Source organism: Enterococcus crotali, from assembly GCF_000633635.1.
Classification (GTDB): domain Bacteria; phylum Bacillota; class Bacilli; order Lactobacillales; family Enterococcaceae; genus Enterococcus_L; species Enterococcus_L crotali.
On sequence record NZ_AYPQ01000001.1, the window covers coordinates 515,523 to 530,437 of the forward strand.

General features: G+C 36.6%; 16 protein-coding genes and 1 other annotated feature. Of the genes, 15 read left to right on the forward strand and 1 reads right to left on the reverse strand.

Annotation, left to right across the window (positions count from 1 at the left end):
• The first annotated feature begins 4 nt into the window (after nucleotides 1-4).
• Together thrC and thrB are read left to right on the forward strand one after the other, a co-directional pair.
• Nucleotides 5-1,063: a threonine synthase gene (gene thrC / locus V192_RS0102475; protein ID WP_025868797.1), complete on the forward strand. Its 1,059-nt coding sequence runs from the start codon at nucleotides 5-7 to the stop codon at nucleotides 1,061-1,063.
• Nucleotides 1,060-1,923 carry a homoserine kinase gene (thrB, locus tag V192_RS0102480; protein WP_025868798.1) on the forward strand — a complete coding sequence of 288 codons (864 nt, stop codon included), beginning with the start codon at nucleotides 1,060-1,062 and terminating at the stop codon, nucleotides 1,921-1,923. Before thrC ends, thrB begins: the two co-directional genes overlap by 4 nt.
• A 53-nt stretch (nucleotides 1,924-1,976) precedes the next feature.
• Here the strand turns inward: thrB and V192_RS0102485 are convergent, their stop codons facing one another.
• Nucleotides 1,977-2,834, reverse strand: coding sequence for a pyruvate, water dikinase regulatory protein (locus tag V192_RS0102485; RefSeq protein WP_025868799.1), 858 nt, complete (start codon nucleotides 2,832-2,834; stop codon nucleotides 1,977-1,979).
• Nucleotides 2,835-2,933: 99 nt separating this feature from the next.
• On the opposite strand from V192_RS0102485, the gene V192_RS0102490 reads away from it, so the two are divergent.
• The 13 genes from V192_RS0102490 (at nucleotide 2,934) to V192_RS0102550 (ending at nucleotide 14,910) form a co-directional block, all read left to right on the forward strand.
• On the forward strand, nucleotides 2,934-3,362 hold the full coding sequence (locus tag V192_RS0102490) for a Fur family transcriptional regulator (protein ID WP_025868800.1): 429 nt from the start codon (nucleotides 2,934-2,936) through the stop codon (nucleotides 3,360-3,362).
• A gap of 207 nt (nucleotides 3,363-3,569) precedes the next feature.
• Nucleotides 3,570-3,746 carry a 30S ribosomal protein S21 gene (rpsU, locus tag V192_RS0102495; protein WP_002356740.1) on the forward strand — a complete coding sequence of 59 codons (177 nt, stop codon included), beginning with the start codon at nucleotides 3,570-3,572 and terminating at the stop codon, nucleotides 3,744-3,746.
• A gap of 25 nt (nucleotides 3,747-3,771) precedes the next feature.
• On the forward strand, nucleotides 3,772-4,221 hold the full coding sequence (locus tag V192_RS0102500; protein ID WP_025868801.1) for a GatB/YqeY domain-containing protein: 450 nt from the start codon (nucleotides 3,772-3,774) through the stop codon (nucleotides 4,219-4,221).
• A 182-nt stretch (nucleotides 4,222-4,403) separates the two neighbouring features.
• On the forward strand, nucleotides 4,404-5,372 hold the full coding sequence (locus V192_RS0102505) for a PhoH family protein (protein WP_025868802.1): 969 nt from the start codon (nucleotides 4,404-4,406) through the stop codon (nucleotides 5,370-5,372).
• Between the two features lie 32 nt (nucleotides 5,373-5,404).
• Nucleotides 5,405-7,603: an HD family phosphohydrolase gene (locus tag V192_RS0102510; RefSeq protein ID WP_025868803.1), complete on the forward strand. Its 2,199-nt coding sequence runs from the start codon at nucleotides 5,405-5,407 to the stop codon at nucleotides 7,601-7,603.
• Entirely contained in the window at nucleotides 7,603-8,079 is a 477-nt protein-coding gene (ybeY, locus tag V192_RS0102515) for an rRNA maturation RNase YbeY (protein WP_025868804.1), read from the forward strand. Before V192_RS0102510 ends, ybeY begins: the two co-directional genes overlap by 1 nt.
• Complete coding sequence (locus V192_RS0102520) at nucleotides 8,063-8,464, forward strand: diacylglycerol kinase family protein (protein WP_025868805.1); 402 nt, start codon at nucleotides 8,063-8,065, stop codon at nucleotides 8,462-8,464. The genes ybeY and V192_RS0102520 overlap by 17 nt, the downstream gene beginning before the upstream one ends.
• 12 nt (nucleotides 8,465-8,476) lie before the next feature.
• Nucleotides 8,477-9,379, forward strand: a complete 903-nt coding sequence (gene era, locus V192_RS0102525) for a GTPase Era (protein ID WP_025868806.1) — start codon at nucleotides 8,477-8,479, stop codon at nucleotides 9,377-9,379.
• 91 nt (nucleotides 9,380-9,470) lie between these two features.
• Entirely contained in the window at nucleotides 9,471-10,280 is an 810-nt protein-coding gene (gene recO / locus V192_RS0102530) for a DNA repair protein RecO (RefSeq protein WP_025868807.1), read from the forward strand.
• On the forward strand, nucleotides 10,264-10,980 hold the full coding sequence (locus V192_RS0102535) for an AAA family ATPase (protein WP_025868808.1): 717 nt from the start codon (nucleotides 10,264-10,266) through the stop codon (nucleotides 10,978-10,980). The genes recO and V192_RS0102535 overlap by 17 nt, the downstream gene beginning before the upstream one ends.
• Before the next feature lie 51 nt (nucleotides 10,981-11,031).
• Nucleotides 11,032-11,199: a binding site (T-box leader), on the forward strand.
• A 67-nt stretch (nucleotides 11,200-11,266) separates the two neighbouring features.
• Nucleotides 11,267-12,175: a glycine--tRNA ligase subunit alpha gene (glyQ, locus tag V192_RS0102540; protein ID WP_025868809.1), complete on the forward strand. Its 909-nt coding sequence runs from the start codon at nucleotides 11,267-11,269 to the stop codon at nucleotides 12,173-12,175.
• Nucleotide 12,176: 1 nt separating this feature from the next.
• Entirely contained in the window at nucleotides 12,177-14,258 is a 2,082-nt protein-coding gene (glyS, locus tag V192_RS0102545; protein ID WP_025868810.1) for a glycine--tRNA ligase subunit beta, read from the forward strand.
• 247 nt (nucleotides 14,259-14,505) lie between these two features.
• On the forward strand, nucleotides 14,506-14,910 hold the full coding sequence (locus V192_RS0102550) for a DUF2177 family protein (RefSeq protein WP_025868811.1): 405 nt from the start codon (nucleotides 14,506-14,508) through the stop codon (nucleotides 14,908-14,910).
• The last annotated feature ends 5 nt before the right edge of the window (nucleotides 14,911-14,915 follow it).

The window sequence follows — 14,915 nt, forward strand, 5'->3', positions numbered from 1 at the left end:
AGAAATGTACGAAGGCTTATTAAAACAATATAAAGAATACTTGCCCATCACAGAACAGACACCAATGATTTCATTAGCAGAAGGAAATACACCGTTGATTCCTTTGCATAGTTTGTCAAAAGAACTAGGCATTACTTTATACGGAAAATATGAAGGTTTAAATCCAACAGGATCATTTAAAGACCGCGGGATGGTCATGGCTGTTGCTAAAGCAGTTGAAGAAGGAGCAAAAGCCATCGTTTGTGCATCTACAGGCAATACCAGTGCAGCTGCTGCGGCTTATGCAACTAGAGCTGGTGTTAAAGCATATGTGGTTATTCCAGATGGGAAAATTGCAATGGGCAAACTGGCTCAAGCAATCATTTATGGAGCGGATATCATCTCAATTCCAGGAAACTTTGATGAAGCGCTGAAAGCTGTTCGTGATATTGCTGAAACAGAAGCAGTCGCTTTAGTAAATTCAGTGAATCCATATCGATTAGAAGGTCAAAAAACGGCAGCCTTTGAAGTCTGTGAACAACTTGGAAAAGCGCCTGATGTTTTAGCAATTCCAGTCGGAAATGCAGGGAATATTTCTGCCTATTGGAAAGGATTCAAAGAATGGCATGAGAAAAAAGGCACTCTTTTACCAAGAATGCATGGTTTTGAAGCAGAAGGTGCAGCAGCAATCGTAAAAGGTGAAGTCATTGAACAGCCTGAAACTATTGCAACAGCCATTCGTATCGGTAATCCAGCCAGCTGGAAATTAGCAGAAGCTGCGCGTGATGAATCAAAAGGACATATCGATTCTGTAACAGATGAAGAAATCTTAAATGCTTACCGCAAAGTAGCTGCACAAGATGGCGTATTTGTAGAACCAGGCTCAGCAGCTTCTTTGGCTGGTGTTATTCAACATGTGAAAAGTGGGAAAATCAAACCAGGTGAAACGGTCGTAGCCGTATTTACTGGTAATGGATTGAAAGATCCTGATACAGCAATCAATGCAACAGATGTAAAGATTTCTAAAATGAGTGATTTAGAAGAGATGCGTATGCATTTACGTAATGGAGTGTCAGCACTATGAAAATAAGAATTCCCGCTACCAGTGCAAATTTAGGTCCGGGTTTTGACTCATGCGGCATTGCGCTTTCGCAATATCTCAATATTGAAGTGCTAGAAAACGCGCAAGAGTGGCAGATCAGACACTCATTAGGAGCAGATATTCCCAGTGATGCAACGAATCTATTGATTCAAACAGCGCTGAAGATCGCACCTGATCTTGCGCCTAAAGTGTTAAGGATGACGTCTGATATTCCTTTAGCCAGAGGCTTAGGCAGTAGTTCTAGCGTAATTGTTGGAGGAATCGAACTTGCGAATCGTTTAGGCAATTTAAATCTATCTCAAAAAGAGAAGGTTCAGATCGCCACAGAAATTGAAGGACATCCTGATAATGTCGCTCCAGCGATTTGCGGTGATTTTGTTGTTGCAAGCTATGTCGATGACGAGGTTTATTCTGTTAAGCATCATTTTCCAATGTGTGATGTGATTGCTTACATTCCTGATGACCAGCTATTAACGTCTGAGAGTCGTAGTGTACTACCAACTTCAATGCCTTATAAAGAAGCAGTAAAAGCAAGCTCGATTGCAAACGTAATGATTGCAGCAATTTTAAATGGAAATTTACCTTTAGCAGGATTAATGATGGAAAAAGATCGTTGGCATGAAGCCTATCGCAAAAAGCTAGTACCACATTTGGACCAAATCCGAACTCTTAGTCATAAAGTTGGAGCCTATGGTGCATTTTTAAGCGGTGCTGGACCTACAGTATTAGTTTTGTCTCCTGAAGAAAAAACGGAGCAAATGGTTCGAGAATTAGAAAAATTACCAATTTCTGCAGCAATCAACGTTTTATCGATTGATCAAGAAGGAATTCAAGTGTTTTAAAAAACTAAGTGCCTTGTAGAGAAAAAATCTCACGGCACTTAGTTTTTTGATGATTAAACTTCAGGTGACTCTGTTGCATAATAGCTATGATCTTCCAAATTCAATGCATTTAAAATCATAGAAGCTGTCTCTTCAATGGATAAAGAAGCAACGTTGATGACGACACAACCTAATTTTTCATATAGATCATTAGCAAAGGCTAACTCTTTTCTGATTTTTTCAATATCTGAATAAGAAGTATCAGCAGGCAGACCATAAGTCCTCATGCGCTCTTTTCTAATACCATTCAAGATATCTGGGTCATTGGTCAAGCCAACGATTTTTTTAGGATTTGTTTCCCATAGTTGCTTAGGTAAATGAGCTTCGGGGATCAAAGGTAAGTTAGCGACTTTTAAATTTTTATTTGCTAAAAACAGGCTAAGTGGTGTTTTTGATGTTCTAGATACGCCAAGTAAAAGCACGTCAGCTTCCAAGAAACCTCTCGGATCTTTCCCGTCGTCATATTTTACTGCAAATTCCATGGCTTCGATTCGCTTAAAATAATTTTCATTTAAATGATGTAAAGCACCAGGTTCTCTAGTTGGTGCAACACCAGTTAAACGCTCGATTTCAGCCACTGGTGGGGTTAAAATATCAAAGTGATACATATTATGCTCATCAAAAAATTCATTGGCAATTTTTACTAAGCGATCATTAACGATCGTATGTAAAACCATGGCATTTTCACGCTTCGCATCTTCAAGCGCTTTTCTCAATTTATCTTCTTCTTTCGCAAAAGTTCGTCTAAATAAGGAAAAGTCCACAGTAGGGTACTGAGCCATAGAAGCTGCTGCTAATTTTGAAGCTGTTTCACCCGCTGAGTCAGAAATAACAAAAATTGTCACACATTTTTTTGGTTCATTTGTCGTCATAGTATGATTCCTCTCTTGCTTTTTTTATAAATTTATTATACCATACCTTCATAAATCTTATTCGTAATGATTCTGATTTAAAAAATGGAGGCAATCATAATGGTACAATCAAATTCCAAAGTAGAACAATCACTAGCAGTGATGAAAAAACACGGGTTAAAATATACAAAAAAAAGAGAAGCGATGATTACTTATCTAATTAGAAGGAATCGCTATATTTCAGCGAGAGAAGTATATGAATTTATGAATCAAGAGTATCAGGGCGTTAGTTATGATACGATTTATCGAAATTTACATGATTTTGAAACATTGGATTTACTAGAAACAACGGATTTAAATGGAGAAAAAAAGTTTCGTTTTCATTGTTGTCAAAAAGTAGGACACCATCATCATTTTATTTGTACGGTTTGCGGAAAGACCAAGGAAATTCACATGTGCCCAATGGATTTTTTCAAAGAACAATTAAGTGGATGTGAAATCGAAGGACATCGATTTGAGATTTTTGGTCGCTGTGAGGAGTGCCGATGATCATTTTTTTCAGAAAAAAGTATGAATATTACAAATGTGTGTAAAACTTTACTCATTTTGGTACTTTTTTATGTATTTTTTCAATACAAAGGTTGACGTTAAAATAACCATTCGATATAATGTATTAAGAACGGTATTTTATTTATGTTGAATAATTCATAAATATAAAAAACGGTTACTTTTTAAGCTCGGAGGGAGGGAATTAACATGTCAAAAACTGTCGTTCGTAAAAACGAATCTCTTGACGATGCTCTTCGTCGCTTCAAACGTTCCGTTTCAAAAGCGGGTACTTTACAAGAATCTCGTAAACGTGAATTCTACGAAAAACCAAGTGTAAAGCGTAAGAAAAAATCTGAAGCAGCTAGAAAACGTAAAAAATTCTAGTTTTCGATGAATTGGAGTTGGTTGTATGTCATTACTAACAACATTGAATGACGACATCAAAACAGCAATGAAGTCAAAAGATAAAGATACTTTGTCTGTACTTCGCATGCTTAAAGCAGCCATTCAAAATGAGCAGATTAAAGCTAGCCGTGATTTGGACGGAGAAGAAGAGTTAACAGTTTTATCTCGTGAGATGAAACAACGCAGAGACTCTTTATCAGAGTTTGAAAAAGCGGGACGTGACGATCTTGCTGACAAAGTAAAAATCGAAATCGCAATTGTTGAAAAATATATGCCAAAACAACTTTCAGAAGAAGAGATTCATCAGATCGTTCAGACGGCAATTGATCAGACCGGAGCGTCTTCACCAAAGGAATTTGGTAAAGTCATGGGTGCTGTGATGCCTAAAGTAAAAGGCAAAGCAGACGGCAATCAGGTCAATGCAATTGTAAAAGAATTACTACAAGAGAATTAGTCAAAAAAACCAGCGGATTTCCGTTGGTTTTTTGTTCGAATAATTGATAAAGAAACTAGAAGAGGGACCGTCTTTTGATTAATAGCTTAAACGAATCGATAGATTTAATCCGCTCTCTTTTTAATAAATAAATAATATGGTATGATTGTAGAGAATGAAAAAATAAAGGAGATGGGCGTTTTTTGACAGAAAATCAGTCAATTTCATTGGAATTGAAATTAAATGATTCTGATGACGTGAGTATGCTTTTAGGAACCCATGATAAACATATAAAATATTTAGAAGAAAATGCCGCAGTAACAATCAATACCCGCGGTGAAACAATTCAATTACTTGGAGAAGAGGCAGAGGTACAGTTGATTGCTGCTGTCCTTAAAACTTTGCAAGTACTGATCCAACGCGGTATCAAGATAAGTACACCAGATGTGGTTTCAGCTTTAAAAATGGCAAGAAGTGGTGATCTGGATGCCTTTGTTGTCATGTATGAACAAGAAATTTTAAAAGATCATCACGGCAGAGCAATCCGTATCAAAAATGTCGGTCAAAAAAAATATATTGATGCAGTCCGAAATCGTGATATTATTTTTGGAATCGGTCCAGCAGGAACAGGTAAAACCTTCTTAGCTGTGGTAATGGCTGTTTCTGCATTAAAAAAAGGAGAAGTCCAAAAGATCATTTTAACTCGTCCAGCTGTTGAAGCAGGTGAAAGTCTAGGCTTTTTACCTGGCGACTTGAAAGAAAAAGTTGATCCTTATCTGCGACCAGTGTATGATGCATTGTACCAAGTCTTTGGTATGGATCATACGAATCGCTTAATGGAACGCGGTGTGATTGAAATCGCACCCCTAGCATACATGAGGGGACGGACATTGGACGATGCGTTTGTTATTTTAGATGAAGCGCAAAATACAACTGTCGCTCAAATGAAGATGTTTTTGACCAGATTGGGATTTAATTCGAGAATGATCGTAAATGGTGATACAAGTCAGGTAGATTTGCCTAAAGGTGTTGCCAGCGGTTTGATTCATGCAGAAAAAACCTTGCAGTCGATCGATAAAATTGCGTTTGTTCATTTTGATGCAGGAGACGTTGTGCGGCATCCAGTTGTCGCGCAAATCATTCGAGCTTATGAAAAAGAAAATCAGAAATAGGTTTAAATTTGCGGAAAGGAGTGAGAATTCCGTTGAAATACTCGTTACTAAAATTACGTGATAAATTGGGAAAAGCCTATATTCCCTTATTGTTAATTGTTTTTTCATGTTTTCTATTTATCATTATGTTTGGAAGTGTCCATCAAAATAAAGTAGAAATAAAAGAAGGACAGTTGGCTGAAAATACGATTCGAGCAAATAAAAATGTTGAAAATACGTATGAAACTGCTCAGAAGAAAAACTTAGCTGCTGAAGCAGTCACACCTGAATATATTTATCAGGAAGAAACAGCAGATGTTCAACATAAACGAATCGAAAAATTATTTAAACTGATTGTGACAGCCAATGAAAAAACGGATAAAGAATATGAAGAGAAAAAGGCAAAGGCTAAGAAAGATGAAACAATTCCTAAACCAACAGTAGAAGAGAGAGTTGCTAATTTAAAAGCTCAATTTGAATCGCTGGATCAAGATGAAGTTTCTTTTTATCAAAAGTTCCCCAACGTCTTTTATCAAAATATCTTTTCACTAGACGCCAATCAGATTCAGCAAGTTAAGACTGAAAGCTTAAAAATTGTCGATGAAAAGATGAAAGATCACGTTCGTGAAGCTGATTTGGATAATATTCGTCAAAGTGCAATCGAAAAAATTCAATTTCTTGATGTCACAGGTGCCATGCAGCAAGAAATTCGTTATGTTGTCAATGAAGGGATCGTAGCCAACGATTTTGCCAATGATAAAAAGACGAAAGAATTGCGCCAAAATGCAATGGATGCAGTTCCGCCATCTATGATCTATCAAGGGGAAATTATTGTTCGGGAAGGAACTCAAATAGACAGTAAAGCAATGGAAAAACTTGAATTACTTGGTTTGACAAATCAAAGCACTTCATTATTTCCAATGGTTGCATTGGCATTGGCGATCGTTTTACAAGTGTTCGTTTTGTTGTTTTTCACAAAACAAGTAACAGAAGATGGCAAGCGCAGACACTTCGTTTTGTTTTATGTAGGTGCAATGTCGTTAAGCGTATTGTTAATGAAGTTTTTCCAAATTTTCCAAACTGAGCAAATGATGTATATATCATTATTCTTTCCAGCGGCATTTACGCCTCTTGTCCTTAATTATTTTGTAAGCAGAAGAGCTGGGGTTTTGGCCGCTGTTTTCCAAGTGATTTTTTCGCTGTTTGTTTTTTATAATTCGATAGGAACGAACTCGTTGACAATTATTTTAGTCAGTTACATGTTTTCTGGTCTGTTGGCAACAGTTGTCAAACGTACGCGAATAAGTGAACAAGGATTAGTCGCTGTTTTCTGGGTAATTATCTTTCCGGTTTGCTTAGATTTTGTTTTAATGATTTATCAGGGAATGAATTTTTGGGACGGTAAATCATGGACGATGATGATTTGTGCTTTAGCTGGGACTGTGTTATCTTTCCTTGCTACCATGGGACTACATCCGTATATTGAATTATTGGTAACCGATGACAGTGTGATTATTTTAAATGAATTAAGTAATCCCAATCATCCGTTATTGAAACAATTACTTGAAGAAGCTCCTGGTACCTATCACCATAGTATGATGGTTGCGAGTTTAAGTGCGAATGCGGTAGCTGAAATTGGTGGACGTTCATTATTGACGCGTGTTGCTTGTTATTACCATGATATCGGTAAGATCAAACATGCTAATTTCTTTGTAGAAAACTTACCGGCTGGTGCTGAAAATCCGCACAATTTCTTGTTGCCGGAAGATAGTAAACAGATTATTTTTGGACATGTGATTGATGGGGCTAAAATATTGGAAGAGTATCATATGCCTGAGATGGTGATCGATATTTGCCGCCAACATCACGGTACAACGTTAATGAAGTTTTTCTACGTGAAAGCCAAAGAACGAAATGCTGATATTTCTGAAGCTGATTTTCGTTATCCCGGTCCTAAACCGCAAACGAGAGAAGCTGGGATCGTTAGTATTGCCGACACATGCGAAGCTGCTGTTCGTGCGATGGATCATCCAACCAATGAAAAAATTCAAGCCTTTGTTCACAATATCATTCAAGATCGGATTTCTGATGGACAATTAGACGATTGCGGTTTAACAATGAAAGAAATAAGAATTGTTGAAAAATCTTTAATCAGTGGTTTGTGTAGTACTTTCCATTCAAGAATCAAGTATCCAAAAATGAAATCTGAAGCTGAACGAATGAAAGATGAACAAGAAAAGAGAGATGACTAATGGATATTTCATTTATTGATGAAACGAATAACTTATCAAAAACAAACTTGGAAGAAATAGAAAATCTGCTACAATTTGCGGCAGATTTTCTGAAAATTTCTAAAGATGCGGAAATGTCCGTTACATTTATGGACAACGCTGGGATTCAAGTGATTAATCGAGACTATCGTGGCAAAGATGTGCCAACAGATGTGATTAGTTTTGCATTAGAGGAAGAAGGCGAAGACGAACTGCCGATCATTTTTGAAGATGAAGCAGCAGCGTTTCCAAGAAACCTTGGTGACATTATGATATCGACTGAACGAGCTGTAGAACAAGCAGCAGAATATGGTCATTCTGTGGAACGTGAATTAGGATTTTTAGCTGTCCATGGTTTTTTACATTTAAATGGTTATGACCATATGGAACCTGATGATGAGAAAGAAATGTTTGGTTTACAGAAAGAGATCTTAGATGCCTATGGACTCAAAAGATAAGCAAACAACGAAAAATAAGCATTTTGTCGCATCCTTAGAGTTTGCTCTTCAAGGGATAAAAACAGTTTTCAAAGAAGAACGCAATATGCGGACGCATGTTTTTATGGGGATAGTAGCTATTGTTGCAGGTTTTATTTTCCAGTTGGTCATATCAGAATGGTTATGGTTGCTTTTAGCAATTTTTTTGGTGTTAGCAATGGAAATAATTAATACAGTATTCGAAAATGTGGTCGATATGGTCACTGATTTTCATTTTCATCCAATTGGCAAAAAAATCAAGGATATGGCTGCAGGAGCAGTTCTTCTAACAACTGGCTTTGCAGTAGTTGTTGGAGCACTGTTGTTTGTTCCGAAAATTTGGCAAATAATGCAAGATTTATTATAGAGGAGAGAAACAATGACAGAAACACATAAATCCGGATTTGTAGCAATTGTAGGCCGACCTAATGTTGGGAAATCTACTTTACTGAATCGAATCGTCGGACAAAAAATCGCGATTATGAGTGATAAAGCTCAAACGACTAGAAATAAGATTCAAGGAATTTATACAGTTCCAAAAGCGCAAATCGTTTTCATTGATACTCCTGGTATTCATAAACCAAAGCATCGCTTAGGTGATTTTATGGTTGAAACAGCTTATAGTGCTCTGCGTGAAGTAGATGCAACGTTGTTTATGATCAGCGCTGACCAAAAAAGAGGACGTGGAGATGACTTTATCATCGAGCGCCTTAAAACAATGAGTAGTCCTGTTTATCTTGTGATCAATAAAATCGATACGGTTCATCCCGATCAATTGTTAGGGATTATTGAGGATTACTCAAATCAGATGGAATTTGCAGAAGTTGTACCGATTTCAGCAACTGAAGGAAATAATGTAGATCGTTTGATGGATGTTTTAGTTGACCAGATGCCAGAAGGACCGCAGTATTTTCCAGATGATCAAGTAACAGATCACCCTGAATATTTTATTGTTTCAGAGTTAGTTCGTGAAAAAGTATTATTGCTTACAAGAGATGAAATTCCTCATTCTGTAGCAGTTGTAGTTGATTCGATGAAACGTGATGAGAATGACAAAATACGTATTCAAGCAACGATCATCGTCGAACGTGATAGTCAAAAAGGAATCATAATTGGTAAAGGTGGCAAGATGCTGAAGCAAATCGGAACAAAGGCTAGACAAGATATCGAGCATTTGTTAGACGATAAAGTTTACTTGGAGCTTTGGGTAAAAGTGCAAAAAGACTGGCGTGATAAAAAAGTCCACTTACAAGATTTTGGTTACCGCAAAGACGATTATTAATGATGGATGGAACAATTCTGTAACTCATACAGGATTGTTCTTTTGTTTCTATCTCTGCTAAAATAGACTTGAACATATGGGAGGCGAAAAGATGACTTTAGGAGAAACAAAAGGAATTATTTTATTTACTAAAGATTACAAAGAAAAAGACAAGCTAGTCAAAATTTTTACGGAATCTTTTGGTAAACTGATGTTTTTTGTTAAGGGAGCTCATCGTAAAAATAATCCAATCGGTTCTGCTATTTTGCCTTTTACTGAAGCGGTATATATTGGTGATTTTAGAGAAGAAGGCTTATCATTCCTGAATGGAAGCAAGGAAGTCTATCCGCTTCGAGTGATACAAGAGGATATCTTTGTCAATGCGTATGCAACTTATATTTTGAATTTGGTTGACGCAGCGATTGAAGATCGGACTTATGATCCAAACTTATTTTATTTTGTTCAGCAGGCATTGCGTTTGCTCAATGAAAATAAAGATGCCGAAATCATTACGAATATTTTTGAAATTCAATTGTTAAGTCGTTTTGGGATTACGCCTGAGTGGCGACATTGTAGTGTTTGCCAAGAGACTCAAGGGAAATTTGATTACTCTTCAAAGTATAGCGGCGTTCTATGTGAACGACATTGGCATTTGGATAATCATCGATATCATGCTGATCCTCGAGCGGTCCATTTTATTCGCCTTTTTTCGACAATTTCTTATGACAAGGTACAAGATATAAATGTTAAGTCAGAGACGAAAGCAGCAATCAGACAAACGATCGACGAATTGTATGATGAGTATGTCGGGATTCATCTAAAAAGCAAAAAATTTATTGATCAAATGAAGAGTTGGGAAGACACATTGAAAATACCTAAGCGAGAAAAAAAAGGTGAGCACAACGATGAAACTATATCTTAAGGGAATAAAATATGATAAATTGATGACCTCAGAGGAATTTCCTTTCAATTTGCCTATTTTAAATGATTTGGATCAACTTCTATTTGATGCACCTGTTACTTTTTTGATTGGTGAGAATGGCTCAGGAAAATCAACGATCATAGAAACTATTGCAGGTTTAATGGCTTTGAATCTTGAAGGTGGTTCAAAAAATAATCTTTTTGTTTCTTATGAAGAAGAACACTCCTTGATTGAAGCAAGCCGGCCAGTAAAATATCCCAATTTTCCCAAAGACAGCTACTTTTATCGAGCAGAATCTTATTATAATTTGATGACAGATATTGAACAAATTGGAATTGGACAAGAGGGTCTTTTTGATAGAGAACTACATACTTATTCAAGAGGAGAATCATTTTATGAGTTAGTAGCAGCTCGCTTTTTTGGTCAAGGTTTTTATTTATTGGATGAACCGGAGACGGGTTTGTCACTTAGTACACAACTCAACTTGATGGTATTGATGCAAGAGTTAGTTCAGGATGATTCACAATTTGTGATTGCGACACACTCGCCTGTATTACTGTTTTTTCCGAATGCTAGAATTTATGAGTTTCGTGATGGAAAAATCATCAAGTGTAAGCTGGAAGAAACTAAGATTTATCAAGAATGGGCTATGATTTTTGAAAGAAAAGAACATTTTTTTCAAAAGCTCTTTGAATCATGAAAATATAATTTGACATCTCTGCAATCAACGATTATCATAAAGAGTAATTAAATAAATACGTTGAAAAAGAAGAGTAAAAAGAACGACTGTTATAGCGAATTTGGGGTAGTGTGAGCCAGATACAGGCAACTTTTGAAGGGCGCTTTTGAGTATGATCAAATGAAGCTGCCGATAGTTATTATCGGAAGTAGGGTGGAACCGCGATTATTCGTCCCTATGTCTCTTAGAGGCATAGGGACTTTTTGTTTGCCGATTTTTCTAGTTTTTAAATTTAAGGAGGAACATAATGGAAAAGAAACTTACTGTACAAGAAATGATTTTAACATTGCAAAAATTCTGGTCTTCAAACGGTTGTATGCTGATGCAGGCTTATGACACTGAAAAAGGGGCCGGAACGATGAGCCCGTACACTTTTTTAAGAGCAATTGGACCTGAACCTTGGAATGCGGCCTACGTAGAACCATCAAGAAGACCTGCAGATGGTCGTTATGGAGAAAATCCGAATCGCTTGTACCAACATCACCAATTCCAAGTTGTCATGAAACCTTCTCCTGAAAATATTCAGGAATTATACTTAGAAAGTTTAGAGTTATTAGGCATCGATCCTTTAGCACACGATATCCGTTTTGTTGAAGATAACTGGGAAAATCCTTCTATGGGCTGTGCTGGTCTTGGTTGGGAAGTTTGGCTTGATGGAATGGAAATTACTCAATTTACGTATTTTCAACAAGTTGGCGGACTAGCTTGTCATCCGGTTACCTCTGAAATCACGTATGGTATCGAGCGACTTGCTTCATACATTCAAGAAGTAGAAAGTGTTTACGATCTAGAATGGACACAAGGCGTTAAATATGGAGAAATCTTCAATCAGCCTGAATATGAACATTCAAAGTATTCATTTGAGGTTAGTGACCAAGACATGTTATTAGAAAACTTTGATAAATTTGAAAAAGAAGCAAAACGCTGTATTGATGAAAGTTTAGTTCATCCGGCTTATGATTATATCTTAAAATGTAGTCATACATTCAATTTATTGGATGCTCGTGGTGCAGTGTCAGTAACAGAACGTGCTGGATATTTAGCTCGTATTCGGAATATGGCGAAAGCTGTAGCTAAAATTTTTGTTGCAGAACGTGAAAAATTAGGTTTTCCACTTTTAAATAAATCAAATCAAACTACTGAGGAGGCGAAATAACATGGCAAAAGACCTATTACTTGAAATCGGCTTGGAAGAAATGCCCGCTCATATCGTTAGCCCAAGTCGTTTACAGTTAGAAAATAAAATAGTAAAATTCCTAGATGAAAACAGCTTAACGTACGAAACCGTTCAAAGTTTTTCGACACCTCGACGTTTAGCCGTACGTGTGACGCAATTGCCAGAGCAACAAGAAGATACACAAGAAGAAGTAAAAGGACCTGCTAAAAAAATTGCGCAAGATGCTGAGGGAAATTGGAGTAAGGCAGCCGAGGGCTTCGTTAGAGGCCAAGGTTTAACTACAGAGGCGATCACTTTTAAAGAATTAAATGGTGTAGAATATGTCTATGTGACAAAACATAATCATGGTAAAAAAACAATCGATGTTTTAGCTGGCTTGAAAAATGTGATTACAAGTTTGACATTTCCAGTAACAATGCACTGGGCAGACTATGATTTTGAGTATATTCGTCCGATTCATTGGATCGTGGCACTGTTGGATGACGAAGTGATTCCCTTTTCTGTACTAGATGTAACTACGGGTAAAAGTTCTCGTGGGCATCGTTTCTTAGGGGATGACGTAACAGTTAGTCATTCAAATGAGTATGAAGAAAAAATGAAAGAACAATTTGTAATCGTTGATTCCAACGAAAGAAAGGCAATGATTGTTGATCAAGCAAACCAATTAGCTGATAAACACAATTGGAAGTTGAATTTGGACGAAAAATTATTAGAAGAAGTCAATAATTTAGTTGAATACCCAACTGCGTTCGTTGGTGCTTTTGATGAAAAATATCTTTCTGTTCCAGACGAAGTATTAGTCACTTCTATGAAAGAACATCAGCGTTATTTTGATGTACGCAATGACCAAGGATTGTTACTTCCGCATTTTATTTCAGTTAGAAACGGTGACAGTGTCCACATTGAAAATGTGATCAAAGGGAATGAAAAAGTTTTGATTGCTCGTTTAGAAGATGCTGAATTTTTCTACAATGAAGATAAAAAACTATCGATTGAAGATTGTGTTAATAAATTAAAAAATGTAACTTTCCATGAAAAAATTGGTACAATCTATGAAAAGATGCAACGCGTAGGTATCATTGGACAAATCATCGGCAAAGAAGTAGGGTTATCAAACGAAGAATTGACAGATTTAAAACGTGCTTCTGAAATCTATAAATTTGATTTGGTCACGAATATGGTTGGTGAATTTCCTGAGTTACAAGGAATCATGGGAGAAAAATATGCGTTGCTTCAAGGCGAAAATCCTGCAGTAGCTCAAGCAATTCGTGAACATTATTTGCCAACATCAAGTGATGGTGAATTACCTGTTTCTTCGATTGGCGCTGTGTTGGCAATTGCTGATAAGCTAGATAGTTTATTTTCATTCTTTACTGTAGGAATGATTCCTAGTGGTTCCAACGATCCATATGCATTGCGTCGTCAAACATATGGTGTAATCAGAATTGTTGAAAATAAAAACTGGCAGTTCCCATTAGTTCAATTGCAAATGGATATTGATGCTGCGGTGAATTCAGATAAACAAAAATACGGTATTCAGTTAACTAACGGACAAGAGGAAGTAATTAATTTTGTAAAAGCTCGTCTACGTCAGTTGTTAGCAACAAAAAATGTGCGTCACGATGTGATTGATGCAGTCATTTCTTCTGAACAAAAAGACTTGGCGAAACTATTTTCATCAGCGAACATCCTCAAAAAACATTTGCTGGATAAAGATTTTAAACCGTCAATGGAAGCTTTGACACGAGTAATCAACTTGGCTAAAAAAGGGCATGAGTTATTAAATCAAGAAAGTGAAATTGATGTAGCGCTATTTGAAAATGATGCTGAGAAAGCCTTACACCAAGCTGTAAATAAAATTGAAGAGAACTTCAATGAAAATACGATGTCGGAGAACTATCAAGCATTGGTAGAGCTACGTCCATTGATTGAACAGTATTTTGAAGAAACGATGGTCATGGTGGAAGATGAGCAAGTGAAGATAAATCGCTTGAAGGAACTTAATCGAATCGCAACGATGTCATTATCATTGGCTAGTCTTGATTTATTGATCGTAAAATAAAATGAATTAAAAGGGACTTGTTTCTGTTCCCTTCGTTTATCCCGATTCCGTGTGACTAGGATGTGACTCATAGAGTTATGTCCTAGTCACATTTCTTTTTATTAAACTAAATCCATTTAGATTAAAGCAAAGACAAATGATGAATCATTTTTGTAAGCAAAATTTTTTCATAAAATATTTCAACGTGGTACGATAAACTTATCAATCGATAAGGTGGTCGTATCATTTTTTATTAGGAGGAAAGAAGATGAATCATTTTTTGAAATTATTTAGTATTGCAGCAGTACTATTTTTAGTGTTTGACTTTGTCTGGTTGCTTTTTATTGCTCGAAAGATATATCAAGAACAATTAGGTAGCTTGTTAGGTCCAACCAAAATCATGCCAGCAGCTATATTTTATGTATTATATCTAGTCGGTATGCTCTTCTTTGTTGTTTATCCAGCGCTTGAAAAAGACAGCCTGATGTACGCTCTTATAGCAGGTGCTTTTCTGGGACTGCTATGTTATGCAACCTATGATTTGACAAACCTTGCTACAATAAAGGGCTGGCCTAGTTTAGTGACAATCATAGATCTAATATGGGGAACAGTCGTTACTGCAGCTACTAGTGGGATTACTGTTTTTGTAGCCCAACATTTTAATTGGAGGTAAGTGGT

Excerpts from the sequence above, each read along its gene's own strand:
- thrC (WP_025868797.1), top strand. The coding sequence starts at position 5 with ATGTACGAAGGCTTATTAAAACAATATAAAGAATACTTGCCCATCACA.
- thrB (WP_025868798.1), top strand. The coding sequence starts at position 1,060 with ATGAAAATAAGAATTCCCGCTACCAGTGCAAATTTAGGTCCGGGTTTT.
- V192_RS0102485 (WP_025868799.1), bottom strand. The coding sequence starts at position 2,834 with ATGACGACAAATGAACCAAAAAAATGTGTGACAATTTTTGTTATTTCT.
- V192_RS0102490 (WP_025868800.1), top strand. The coding sequence starts at position 2,934 with ATGGTACAATCAAATTCCAAAGTAGAACAATCACTAGCAGTGATGAAA.
- rpsU (WP_002356740.1), top strand. The coding sequence starts at position 3,570 with ATGTCAAAAACTGTCGTTCGTAAAAACGAATCTCTTGACGATGCTCTT.
- V192_RS0102500 (WP_025868801.1), top strand. The coding sequence starts at position 3,772 with ATGTCATTACTAACAACATTGAATGACGACATCAAAACAGCAATGAAG.
- ybeY (WP_025868804.1), top strand. The coding sequence starts at position 7,603 with ATGGATATTTCATTTATTGATGAAACGAATAACTTATCAAAAACAAAC.
- V192_RS0102520 (WP_025868805.1), top strand. The coding sequence starts at position 8,063 with ATGGACTCAAAAGATAAGCAAACAACGAAAAATAAGCATTTTGTCGCA.
- era (WP_025868806.1), top strand. The coding sequence starts at position 8,477 with ATGACAGAAACACATAAATCCGGATTTGTAGCAATTGTAGGCCGACCT.
- recO (WP_025868807.1), top strand. The coding sequence starts at position 9,471 with ATGACTTTAGGAGAAACAAAAGGAATTATTTTATTTACTAAAGATTAC.
- V192_RS0102535 (WP_025868808.1), top strand. The coding sequence starts at position 10,264 with ATGAAACTATATCTTAAGGGAATAAAATATGATAAATTGATGACCTCA.
- glyQ (WP_025868809.1), top strand. The coding sequence starts at position 11,267 with ATGGAAAAGAAACTTACTGTACAAGAAATGATTTTAACATTGCAAAAA.
- glyS (WP_025868810.1), top strand. The coding sequence starts at position 12,177 with ATGGCAAAAGACCTATTACTTGAAATCGGCTTGGAAGAAATGCCCGCT.
- V192_RS0102550 (WP_025868811.1), top strand. The coding sequence starts at position 14,506 with ATGAATCATTTTTTGAAATTATTTAGTATTGCAGCAGTACTATTTTTA.